Here is a 12,662-nt window from a genome sequence, read left to right as displayed (position 1 = left end):
ATCCCCCACTGATTATTAGTTGAACCAATCGGGCTTTTACGGGCAGTTGATTTCCTAACTAACTTCTACTTATCCAACAGTTTTTGAGGTGAAAGGCTTACTGCCCGTTAAAGCAGGATAAAGTGAAACTTTAATTAGTACAACATCTATCCTCTAAAGAAATTTATAATAACAGCCGTGCTACCCGTATCATTTGTAACATACTGAAGGTGAAAAGAATGCGAAGGAGGGAATTCACTGATGCTCTACTTATCTCTTTTGTTAATATCCGTTGCTCTTTGGATTACAATTGACCTTTCATATGGGAGACTTCTTCATTTAAAACGGGTAAGCTCTCGCACTTTCCCTTTACGTCAAAGTGATTTTCACCTTTATACATATGGGAAAGATTTATATGATGCTTTATTTACTGATATAAAACAAGCACAGCACCACATTCATATTTTATTCTTCATTGTAAAAAACGATAAAATCAGTCGTGAATTTTTAAAGTTGCTGATTGATAAGGCTCAGGAAGGAATTGAAGTACGACTTTTACTTGATCGATTTGGCAGCCATTCTTTATCAAACGAAGCTATTCGCTCCCTGCAAAAACATGGTGTATCTTTTTCATTTTGTCATAAGGTAAAATTTCCTCTTCCTTTCTTTTCTGCCAATCAAAGAAATCATAGAAAAATTACAGTGATTGATGGGAAAACCGGCTATATCGGGGGATTTAATATTGGCGAAGAGTATCTAGGGCATAATGAACACTTAGGATTATGGCGAGACTATCATTTACGTCTTACAGGAGAAGGGGTTCAAGATTTACAAAAGCAATTTTTGCATGATTGGTTTGATGATACGAAACAGAATTTATTGGATGCTTCTCTTTATTTTCCAAAACAACAACCAGGTACCATCTTGCATCAATTTATTCCGACTGATGGTGCTTATTTACAGCATACTTTTTTACATTTAATTAACGGAGCAAAAAAAGAAATCTGTATCGGTACGCCATATTTCATTCCTGGAAAAAAAATTATGAATGCCTTATTAAAAGCAAGAGAAAGAGGGGTTCAAATCACAATTCTTGTTCCAGAAAAAGCTGATCACCCTCTCGTTCGGGAAGCAAAATTCCCGTACTGCCGAAAATTAATACAGGCTGGTTGCAATATTTATGCATTTCAACAAGGGTTTTTTCACGCCAAAATTATTATAGTGGACGATGATATTTGTGATATCGGAACGGCAAACTTTGATATGAGAAGTTTATATATTAACCATGAAATAAACTGCCTGTTATATAATAAACATTTCATTCAAACAGTAAAAAATAAATTTCATGAAGATCTAGAGAATGCATCCGTACTTTCATATAGCGATGTAAACCCGCCTTCTCTTATCAATAGAGGAAAGGAATGGATTGGAACAATACTTGCTTTCTTTTTATAGGAAAGACAATGAATAAAAGAGGTGTATCTCATATGATTATACGGTTTGGATATGTCTCACATGCAATGGCACTCTGGGACTGTTCTCCTGCCAAAACAATGACGTTTACAAGTTTTAAGAAACTTAGCAAGCAAGAACGAGAAGACAAACTGTACCATGTTATAAAGCAAAATTTAGAGCACACAATACGTATCCTTCATTACAATATAGCGCATGAAATCCCACTATATCGCCTATCGTCTTCCATCGTCCCACTTGCAACACATCCCGAAGTCGAGTTTGACTATATTGGGGTATTCACACCACTTTGGCGTAAAATAGGGGCTTTAATTAAAGAACACAATTTACGAATAAGTTTTCATCCAAATCAATTTACGCTATTTACAAGCGACAAGCCACATATTACTACTAACGCTATTACGGATATGACTTATCATTATAAAATATTGGATGCTATAGGCATTGCAGATTCTTCTTACATTAATATTCATGTAGGTGGAGCCTATGGAAATAAAGAAAAGGCAATTGAGCGCTTCCATGAAAACATAAAAAAACTTCCTACACATATAAAAAAACAAATGACTCTTGAAAATGATGATAAAACCTATACAACCGCTGAAACTTTATCAATTTGCCAAAAAGAAAATATCCCATTTGTATTTGATTATCATCATCATATGGCCAATCTTTGCGAAGAACCACTAGAAGAGTTGCTTCCTGCAATTTTTGAAACTTGGTCACATACAAATATCTCTCCTAAAGTTCACATTTCCTCCCCGAGATCGGAAAAAGAATTTAGGGCCCATGCTGAATATATCGATTTAGAGTTTATTAAGCCCTTCTTACACATTGCGAAAAAAAACAATCATAATTTCGATATTATGATTGAAAGTAAACAAAAAGACTTAGCACTATTCCAATTAATAGATGAACTTTCTGCTATAAGAGGAATTAAAAGAATAAGTGGTGCAACGTTACAGTGGTAAATTGTAACTTTGCACCATTTTTTCAAAAAAGTAATTTTTATAGTAAAAAACATTCTGTTTTATATGCTATTATTTAAATTAGCATTTTCTCCCCGAGATTCAACTTTATTGAAACGGAGTCATAATATGATTAATCAAAAAAAGTATATACAATCTGTCATAATATACATATTTATATTTGCTCTTTGGATATTCCTTATACCAAATGAGTCGAATATAAAAGAAATCGGGATTCTTTTCTTATTCTGTTTCGCTGCACTTTTTTCTTGCTATTGCTTATGTAAAGCGATTAGAAAAATGACGCATGGTGATAAATTATTTTGGATTTTATTATTATGTACTTGTCTATGCGGGTTAGCTATGGAAATAACTTTATTTCTTCCTTCACTTTCTATTCATAAGCAAGTTATATTCTCATATAAAGCATTACCTTTTTTTATCATACAATATGTTTTACTCTTTGTTGGATTTGCTATAAAGTTTATAAAAATTTACTCTATTAAGGGTCTTGCTCAATTTTCATTCGATAGCATCTTTATTGTTATTATGAACATTTATTTCACTTTAACTTTTATCTTGGACCTTTCAAGCTTCCGTATGTTAACAAAGGAAACTTGGATTTTAATTGGCTATTTTATTGCACAATCATTAGTAATTTACGCCGTTATTAGTCTTTATAGAAGAGAACAATATTCTTCTAGTAGAATCGCATTAATTATCGGTTTCACTATTATACTCGTATACGGTTACATCCATCTGTTTCAATTAAATTTTGGGATGAAAACTTCTCCTGAATTTAATTATTTAATACACACTGCTTCTATTTTATTAATTGGACTTTCTTCCATACTATATATCTTGGATAAACCAATGCAACATGAAACGAAAGCAAAATATTATCGATTCGATTATGTACGTTTTATACTACCTTATTTTAGTATAATTATTACTTTTTCCTTTATTATCATTCAACCTTGGGATGATAAATTTATGTTAATTGGTCTCGTATTATCACTTATTTTGTTATTCTTGCGGCAACTTTACATGTGGAAAGATAATCAAACACTAATCCTTACATATGAACAGTTGACTACACAACTAGAGGACGAAGTTGAAGAAGGTGCATTTGCATTATCAAAAAGTGAACAACGCTATAAGTCTTTATTCGAAGATCATCCCGATGCCGTTTTCTCTTTAAATATGAATGGCATTTTTCAACAATCTAATAAGGCATGCGAAAGCTTATTTACTGCCTATTATTGTGAAGTAGCAAGCTATTCTCTGGTACACTTCATTGATTCAAAAGACCACGAACTACTAAAGAAGGCTTTACAAATTACAAAGGAAGGTAGGCCACAAACGTTAGAAGTTCGTACAAAAGAACAAGAAGGCTATTATTATTATCTTCATATTACACTTATCCCTACTTTTATAAACAAAGAAGTGGTCGGAATGTTTGGGATAGCGCGTGATATTACCACTCTATATGAAAAACAAAAACAAGTAGAGCATTTAGCCTTTCACGATGCACTTACTGGATTACCAAATCGTCGAAAGTTCGAAAAAGATTTAAAAGCCATTTTAAATACAGCCCAAACTAACGCAAATGATGTCGCCGTCATATTCCTTGATTTAGATCGATTTAAAAAAATTAACGATAGACTTGGCCATGACGTTGGAGATTTATTATTAATTGAAGTAGCAAAAAGATTACGCGGTTGCTTGCGTTCAAAAGATATCGTCGCTCGCCAAGGTGGAGATGAGTTTACAATTCTGTTACCAGAAATGTACTCAGAAAAAAGTGCAATTTTTATAGCTGAACAGATTTTAACTATTTTAAACAAACCATTCTTCATTCAAGGCGAAGAACTCTCTATTACACCAAGTATCGGAATTGCGATGTACCCTGATTATGGAACTAATGTAAATGAATTAATGAAAAATGCTGATATGGCTATGTATCGTGCGAAAGCAAATGGAAAAAACCGATTTGTTTTCTTCTCAAAAGAAATGAGTATCGCTCAAAATGAAATTCAATTCTTAGAAGGTGAACTTTCAAAAGCATTACAACAAAATGAATTTTTCCTTGAATACCAGCCACAAGTAAGCACAAAAACAAAACAAATTATCGGTTTTGAAGCATTAATACGTTGGAAGCATCCAAAACTCGGTATCGTATCTCCTGCCCAATTTATCCCTCTAGCAGAGGAAACTGGTTTTATTATTGAACTTGGCAATTGGATTTTACGTACTGCCTGTTTAGAAGCAAAAAGATGGCATAATCAAGGTTTTTCTCACTTAAAAGTTGGTGTGAATTTATCTGTTGTTCAATTTAACCATGCAGATTTAATCCCAACTATTTCAAAGGTGTTGGAAGAGACAGAACTGAAACCAGAAGCACTAGATATTGAAATTACGGAAAGCATCGCAATTAATCAAAATCAATCTGTAGTTGCAAAACTAGAACAACTTCAAAATCTCGGTATTCAAATTTCAATCGACGACTTTGGTACTGGTTATAGTTCTTTAGCTTATTTAACAAAATATCCAATCAACACATTAAAAATCGCTCGAGAGTTTATTTGTGGAATTACAACTAGCCCTTTAGAAGAAGCAATTGTCTCTTCCATTATTACACTATCAAAAGAACTAAATTTAAAAGTGATTGCAGAAGGTGTAGAAACAGCAGAAGAATGGGAATTTTTACATAAACAAAATTGTGATCACATTCAAGGATTCTTTATTAGCAAACCTGTTTCTAGTAAAGACGTTTGGATGTTACTCCATAAAAAAACAACCGTCTAAGTAAGACGGTTGTTTTTTAGAACTCAAAAGGTACTTCATTAGCTAATTGTATCTCTTGATTATTATGAGAAATTATTTGGTTTTTCTCTAATGCTGTATCTCCTAATGAAATACCCCATGCCATCGCTAACGTTAGTAAACTACCAATAAGTAGTTTTTTCATATTCCATCACCCGCATTTTTTCTTTAAATATATCATGAAAAATTATCCAGACTTTATGCAATTATGCATATTTGTTCTTTATGTCTTTTTTATTTCTTCATTTTTTTTATAAGTGATTCTTTTAATTCATGGTTTCCTAATATATCAAAAAAGAAGCATGCTTTTTCGTAAGCATCTTCAATTTCTGCTCTATCACACCCAAGTTTTGCTAGGCATTCACCTTTTCGAAAGTATAACTGTCCAATCAATGTCATACTGTTAATTCGACACGATAGGTCAATGGCTTTATTTGCGTGACAAAGCGCTTCTTCGTATTGATTGTCTATGTATAATGCTTTTGCATGATTATGTCTCACCTTCACATCAAACTCTTTATTATCATGCAATGCCTCTAATTGTTTTAATATATTTTCAAACAAATCAATACCCTGCTTCAAATAGCCGTTTTCAGCATAAATGTTTGCAATTGCGTTTTCAATATAAAGGTTCTGATATACATCTATTCCTACCAGTTGTTGATTGAGCAATTTCTTTAATTCTAAAATGCAATATTCGTAATCGATTTTTTTCAATACGTAAGCAGCTACATAATATTGCCATTGAAGAAATTGCTGAAGCTCGGGATGATATTCTTCCTTTTTCAATTCATTGCATACTCTATTATAAATTTCTTTATATTTTTTTTGCTTACAAAGCAGAATAATTTGATCTTTTAACTGCTTATTCCTCTCAATATCAGAATAAATAAGTACCTCATAAAAATGAATGATGGGAACTTGTAATTTTGCTGCAATACCTTGCAATATATCCATACTTGGGTATACCGCGCCCGATTCAATTCGACTTACTTCCGATTGATGACATATGTTCTCGGATAACTGTTTTTGTGTTAATCCTCTCATCACCCTAATTTTCTTAATTTCACTTCCTAATTTTTCTGCGTGCATACTTACTCACCATCCCATTATAACAATCTAGTTTTTTAAGTTGTCATACCACTACAATAATGTGAATTCGACAATTTTTGATATGAAATAATGCATAATATATATATAATTCGGCAAATTTTTCATACAATTCATCTCACATACAATAATAGATTAGGAGTGTTATAGATGAATTATAGAAAACTTGCTAGTGCTTTCGTTACATTCGGTCTTCTTTGCCCTTTATCAACAGAAGCTATTCATGCTCAAGAGTTAGACAAAAGTGCAGTCAAAGTTGAAATTGCTCAGCCTGGTTTAACAATCGGGAAATTAACACAACCTCAAAATGATACGAAAGAAAATATTGCTAAAAAGTATTTAAAAGGTGAGGTAAATGGGGCGAAAGCTCAACAAGAACAAGTCACTACTGAAAAAAATGTAGATTTCCAACCTACAAATAAAGAAACTAAAGAAAATCAAACCGAAGTTCGCCTTGCACAAACATATAAAAACTATAAAGTATATGGCCAAGATCTCATTGTAAAAGTAGATAAAAATGGAGTGATCACAACTGTTAGTGGTAAAGTTGTTCAGAATTTAAATCAACAACCTAATCTTACTATAACAAATTTTTTGTCGAAAAATGAAGTAAAATCTAAATTACGCGATATAGTTCAAATTCCAAGTGATGCAGTTGAGACAGAATTCTCTAGCGAAACCGTTGTTTATAAGAAAAAAGATGGCTATTATACATTCGCAACTGTTATTACATTTACTTATGAAAACAATGAACAAATTATAAACGGCAATGCTATCGTTGATCTAAAAACTGGCGAAGTACTTTTCCAAGAAAAGTTCATTAAAAACAAAGAGAATAAGACTATAAATCAAGTAACATCATCTAGATTATCCCCTGCAAGTGAGCAAGGAACTGGGAAAAATGCACTTCAAGAAAACATCTCTTTCAATATTGCCAAAGGAACTGATGGGAAATTTTATTTAGCGGATTTATCACGCGGAAATGGTATTTATATTTATAATGCAAACTACGCCGATTCCCTCGGAGGATATAGTCAAGCTGGTTATCCAGGGACACTAATTTCAAGTAGTACTCCTAATTTTGCAGATAAAGAAGCCGCGGGCGCTATGAAGAATATGAGTGATATTTACGATTACTTTAAGAAAGAACATAACCTAAAAAGTTACGACAATAAAGATTCAAAAGTTGTTGCTAGTGTACACGGTTTTGATTCTACTGAAGTTAGTGATGGTGTAAAAGAAGACTATGTAAATGCATTTTGGCATCCCGCTTGGAACCAAATGGTATTTGGTGATGGTTTAGGCGGAAAACTAACATCCGCTCTTGATGTAACAGCTCATGAATTTGGACATGCTGTATTCAGTGGCACGACGAAAAATAAAGTCGTGAGATATCCAAGCGCTGAAACATCTGCACTAAACGAGGGATTAGCGGATTTCTGGGGTACACAAATCGAATATTACGTAAAGAAAGATAAAGGAAACTGGATTATGGGCGATACATTAGGTGGCCTAACAATTCGTGATATCCCAAGGGAAATTGGTGACGGCGGTCATAAATTATATACAAATTTACAAGATTTCTATAACGATGGTAATAATCAAGAATCACACGTGAATTCTGGTATTATCAGTCACGTATTATATCAATTAGCTGAAGGTAAAACATATAACGGTGTTGCTGTTCAAAAACAAGGCAATGAAAAAGTAAGTAAAGTTGTTATGCGTGCATTGCAAAATTATGCAACTTCCGCTGAAGACTTTGAATCACTTCAATCTCATATTGTACAAGCTGCAAAAGATTTATATGGCACTGCCGTATCAAATGAATTTGCAAAGGCATTTGAAGCACACGGTTACAAACCGTTACAAAAAATAAATAAAGTAATAGCGGTACAATAATAAAAAAGAAGTTTACCAATCATAGGTAAACTTCTTTTCATATCCAACCCTTTTCTTCCGCAATTGTAATTGCCTCAATTCTATTTTTCGCATCGAGCTTCGTTAATACTTCAGAAATATAATTACGCACTGTACCCGGCGAAAGATAAAGTGCCTTCGCAATTTCGTTTGCCGTCTTTCCTTCTTTCGCAAGCAACATTACTTCCTTTTCGCGATCTGACAACGGATTTTGCTCCTGCCATAAGCCAAACATTAAATCTTGGGAGACCTCTCGTTTCCCCTTCATTACATTACGAATTGCTGCCGCTAAATCTTCACTTGGGCTATCCTTTAATAAATAGCCGTGCACACCAGCTTTCATTGCTCTTTCAAAATATCCCGGCCGTGCAAATGTTGTTAAAATCATTACTTTGCATGATGATTTTTCTTTCTTTAACGCTTCAGCAACATCTAATCCACTTTGAATCGGCATTTCAATATCCATAATACTTATATCCGGTTTTAACGATTCAATTAATTTTAGCGCCTCTTCCCCGTTTGCCGCTTGTCCAATTACTTCGATATCATCTTCTAGATCAAGCAGAGCCCCTAACGCACCACGAAGCATCCGCTGATCTTCTGCAATAATAATTCGGATCATGCCCTCACCTCATCTTTTCCTGTTCTAATAACAACTGGAACTTTTACTGTTAACAACGTCCCTGGATTGATTGTACCTAGTTCAACAAATCCATCAATAAGAGCAATTCGTTCTTTCATGCCGCGAATACCATTTCCATCATGATTTTGATCTGTTAAACCAATTCCGTTATCTTCTACTTTCAAAATTAGTTCACCTTGTGATTCTAATACAGAAACTGCGCACCGCGTCGCCTTACTATGTTTTACAACATTTGTAACGGCCTCACGTAAACACATCCCGACAATATTTTGTTCAATTGGTGATAACGAGCTCGATCTTGCTTCTTGCCTCACTTCTAATTCAATATTAGCTGCTTGTAAGATTGCTTTTATTTGCTCTAGCTCTTCTTCTACTGTAATCATACGCATATCAGAAATTAATTCTCTCAGCTGTTTTAAGGCTGTACGAGACGTTTGTGTAATTTCCTTCGCTTCCGCACTTGCACGCTCCGGATTTTTCACAATTAACTTCTCTACAAGCTGGCTTTTCAAAGTAATAAGAGATAGCGTATGTCCTAATGTGTCATGAAGATCTCTTGCAATCCGCTGCCGTTCTTCCCGTTTTACTAAGTCTTTAATTTGCTCGTTCGCCTCATCTAATTGATTTCTTAACATCTTTTTCTGATTAAAATTACGCATACCAAATGGCGTAAGAAGCATTAAAATAAACATCGGGACGATATTTACTAAACTTGTTGGTGTTAGTTGATTCATATTTACAAATACAAATGCTCCAAGCATTATAACTAACGAGCATAACAGCACTTGAAATACTTTCTTATTCGGCGCAAATCCCATCGCACTTGCCGTGAAAAAGCCAAAGAATATCATGAAGGGATTATAAAATAAAGCAAATAAAAAGATGAGTATCATTTGAATGCATGCCCATAAAATAAACGTCTTCTGAACAAAATATAGCTGACGGTATGTGATAATAAAAAGTATCAACATACCGCTTCCTAGCACAAGCTTCCATCCTGATGCTTGTGCTAAATGGTAAATTGGAAATAATAAATACACAAGCCACATGTACGGAAAAAATCCCATATGTTTCGGAAAAATCTCAATCCTCTTCTTCTCTATCATTTATACCGCTTCCTGTCTTTTTCTTATATATATTGATACTACAACAAATATAAGGAAATAACCTCCTAATACCGCGATATTTTCCCATCCAATTGATTTTCCAGCTACAATATCCCACGCACCACTTCCGAAATGGTATGTTGGTGTCCATTCACCAATCGTTCTTAATATTTTGGGGAATACTTCAATCGGCATCCATAACCCGCCAACTATAGCTAAACTCATATTTAAAATATTTGCTAAGCCAGCAGCTGCGTCCGCCTTCTTAATGGAACCTATTACTGTTCCTAACGCTAAAAATGGTGTTACCCCTAACAATAACCATAACCCCGCACCAATCCATTGCCCTACCGTTAACTCAACATGATTAATTAGTATCCCTGCAATAAAGATAACTAATATTGAAAAAGCATTTACTACTGTTTGAGCGATAATTTTCGCTGTTAAATATGCTCCCTCTGGAAGCGGTGTAATTTTTAAAAGATGTGTCCATCCTTGCCCTTTTTCCTGAGAAAGTCTCACACCGAAACTAAAGAGTGCAGTCCCTACAATACTGAAAGTTGCCATCGAAATTAAATAATGTGCTTTCCACGCATCTCCGTTTTGTGGTACTTGAACAACATTTGTAAAAATGTAGTAAAACATAACAGGCATTAATAATGAGAAAAAGATAAATAATTTATTGCGGAATGTACGTAAAATTTCTATTTTGCACTGCATCCATAACGCTCTCATGCGATTTCCTCCTTCTGATTTGCGACAAACTGTTCAAATGCCTCATCAAGGCTTCCACGTTCAACTGAAACATCTGTTACAGGTAAACTCCTTTGATAAATGGCTTTTAAAGTTGCATCCGTATCCTCCGTTGTTAAAATAAAGCGGCCTTCGTTTGACTTTACTTCTATTACATTTGGTAATTCCTTTAGTAATTTTGTAGGAATGCTTTCCTTTGAGTAAAATGTGATTGTTTTTCTCGAAATCGTTGCTTTCATTTCGTCTGGTGTACCATCTGAGATAATCTTTCCGTTCGCAAATAATAAGATACGATTTGCTAAAGCATCTGCTTCTTCTAAATAATGCGTCGTTAAAATAATCGTTTTCCCTTCACTTGCTAACTTTCGAATCGTTTCCCAAAACGTTCTTCGAGACGTAATATCCATTCCGACTGTCGGCTCATCTAAAAATAACAAATCCGGATTTCCCGCAAGTGCAAGCGCAAAGTTTAACCTTCTTTTTTGCCCACCTGATAATTTCTCACATCTTTGCTTTCGCTCTGATTCTAAATTTGCTAACTGCAGTAACGTTTCTTTCTCTATAGGATTCGTATAATAACTACGGAATAACTCAATTGCCTCTTCCACCGTAATACTATCAATGACACTTACTTCTTGCAGCATCGCACCGAGGCTATTACGAACATCTCTATGCTTTGGACTCTTTCCAAATATAGAGACCTTACCTTCCGTTGGTTCCTTTAATCCAAGCATCATCGACATCGTCGTTGTTTTCCCCGCACCATTTGGACCAAGCAACGCTACTATTTCCCCTTTATTTACATGAAATGAAACATTATTTACTGCGTTTTTATGTTTAAATGTTTTAGAAACATCATTTACTTCAATAATCTTTTCCATCTCTCCACCCCCGCTGTTTCTTATATTTACATTGTATTCCTTGGAAAACTTAGGAAACAGTATGATGCGTCATGACATCGATATGACAATTGTCATGTATTCTTTATGAGAGGAATCAGCCCCCATACTGCAAGCGAGTAGCAGGACGAAAATAAACATGATACAATCGGATAAGATATATATTCGAGGAAGGACAGTGGTTTTCATGATTATTCGTAATGAACAAGATTTAGAAGGCTTACGAAAAATCGGCCGCATCGTTGCGCTTGCACGTGAAGAAATGAAAAAACAAGCGAAGCCAGGTATGACAACGAAAGAGCTTGATTTGATCGGTAAAAAAGTATTAGATGAGCATGGTGCTATTTCTGCACCTGAAAAAGAATATGATTTTCCAGGTGTAACTTGCATTAGTGTAAATGAAGAAGTTGCTCATGGTATTCCAGGAGATCGTGTATTAAAAGAAGGCGACTTAGTAAACGTCGATGTATCCGCTGCACTTGATGGCTATTATGCAGATACAGGCATTTCATTTGTTCTTGGAGAAGACGAGGCAAAAGAAAAACTTTGCCAAGCAGCGGTTGATGCATTTTGGGCAGCAATGAAAAAGGTTAGAGCTGGCTCAAAACAAAATCAAATTGGTCGTGCTGTTTCAAACTTCGCACATAAAAGTGGATACAATGTTATCCAAAACTTAACTGGTCACGGCATTGGTCTTAGCTTACATGAAGCACCAAATCACATTTTAAGTTACTATGACCCAATGGATAATGCGCTTCTAAAAGACGGTCTTGTTATCGCTGTAGAACCGTTCATCTCTATGAAAGCTGATCATATTATTGAACGTGGTGACGATGGTTGGACATTCGTTACACCAGATAAAAGTCTTGTTGCACAATGTGAACATACCGTTGTCGTAACACGCGGTGAACCAATAATCTTAACAGAAATCTAATACCAAAAACGGCTGTTTTGTAGATTTATCCCACATAAAACAGCCGTTTTTTAT

General features: G+C 34.6%; 11 protein-coding genes. 5 read left to right on the top strand and 6 right to left on the bottom strand.

Features of this window, described 5'->3' with window-relative positions; all coding sequences use genetic code 11:
* Positions 1-240 precede the first annotated feature (240 nt).
* From cls to QO049_RS00735, 3 genes are all read left to right on the top strand, one after another.
* Complete coding sequence (gene cls, locus QO049_RS00745) at positions 241-1,434, top strand: cardiolipin synthase (RefSeq protein WP_000966417.1); 1,194 nt, start codon at positions 241-243, stop codon at positions 1,432-1,434.
* 32 nt (positions 1,435-1,466) lie between these two features.
* Positions 1,467-2,420, top strand: a complete 954-nt coding sequence (gene uvsE, locus QO049_RS00740) for a UV DNA damage repair endonuclease UvsE (protein ID WP_284489086.1) — start codon at positions 1,467-1,469, stop codon at positions 2,418-2,420.
* 126 nt (positions 2,421-2,546) lie between these two features.
* Positions 2,547-5,225, top strand: a complete 2,679-nt coding sequence (locus tag QO049_RS00735; protein ID WP_246961654.1) for a DUF4084 domain-containing protein — start codon at positions 2,547-2,549, stop codon at positions 5,223-5,225.
* 16 nt (positions 5,226-5,241) lie between these two features.
* Here the strand turns inward: QO049_RS00735 and QO049_RS00730 are convergent, their stop codons facing one another.
* Positions 5,242-5,388, bottom strand: coding sequence for a quorum-sensing peptide PapR (locus QO049_RS00730; protein WP_000734726.1), 147 nt, complete (start codon positions 5,386-5,388; stop codon positions 5,242-5,244).
* Between the two features lie 89 nt (positions 5,389-5,477).
* Complete coding sequence (locus tag QO049_RS00725) at positions 5,478-6,335, bottom strand: helix-turn-helix domain-containing protein (RefSeq protein WP_000542925.1); 858 nt, start codon at positions 6,333-6,335, stop codon at positions 5,478-5,480.
* A 168-nt stretch (positions 6,336-6,503) separates the two neighbouring features.
* On the opposite strand from QO049_RS00725, the gene QO049_RS00720 reads away from it, so the two are divergent.
* Positions 6,504-8,255, top strand: a complete 1,752-nt coding sequence (locus QO049_RS00720; protein ID WP_246961658.1) for a M4 family metallopeptidase — start codon at positions 6,504-6,506, stop codon at positions 8,253-8,255.
* 37 nt (positions 8,256-8,292) lie between these two features.
* Here the strand turns inward: QO049_RS00720 and QO049_RS00715 are convergent, their stop codons facing one another.
* Genes QO049_RS00715 through QO049_RS00700 form a run of 4 tightly spaced genes read right to left on the bottom strand, consistent with a single transcriptional unit; the run spans position 8,293 to position 11,656 of the window.
* On the bottom strand, positions 8,293-8,895 hold the full coding sequence (locus tag QO049_RS00715) for a response regulator transcription factor (RefSeq protein ID WP_000619247.1): 603 nt from the start codon (positions 8,893-8,895) through the stop codon (positions 8,293-8,295).
* Complete coding sequence (locus QO049_RS00710) at positions 8,892-10,022, bottom strand: sensor histidine kinase (protein ID WP_061655674.1); 1,131 nt, start codon at positions 10,020-10,022, stop codon at positions 8,892-8,894. The genes QO049_RS00715 and QO049_RS00710 overlap by 4 nt, the downstream gene beginning before the upstream one ends.
* Positions 10,023-10,757 carry an ABC transporter permease gene (locus QO049_RS00705; protein WP_001202427.1) on the bottom strand — a complete coding sequence of 245 codons (735 nt, stop codon included), beginning with the start codon at positions 10,755-10,757 and terminating at the stop codon, positions 10,023-10,025.
* Positions 10,754-11,656, bottom strand: a complete 903-nt coding sequence (locus tag QO049_RS00700; RefSeq protein ID WP_000411111.1) for an ABC transporter ATP-binding protein — start codon at positions 11,654-11,656, stop codon at positions 10,754-10,756. Before QO049_RS00700 ends, QO049_RS00705 begins: the two co-directional genes overlap by 4 nt.
* A gap of 157 nt (positions 11,657-11,813) precedes the next feature.
* Between QO049_RS00700 and map the strand changes: the two genes are divergently transcribed.
* A complete protein-coding gene (map, locus tag QO049_RS00695) occupies positions 11,814-12,608 on the top strand; it encodes a type I methionyl aminopeptidase (protein WP_003313889.1) in 795 nt (264 codons plus the stop codon).
* The last annotated feature ends 54 nt before the right edge of the window (positions 12,609-12,662 follow it).

Origin of the sequence: Bacillus sp. RB3, assembly GCF_030164735.1 — a bacterium.
In the GTDB taxonomy this organism is placed as follows: domain Bacteria; phylum Bacillota; class Bacilli; order Bacillales; family Bacillaceae_G; genus Bacillus_A; species Bacillus_A cereus.
This window is presented reverse-complemented; position numbering and strand designations above follow the sequence as displayed.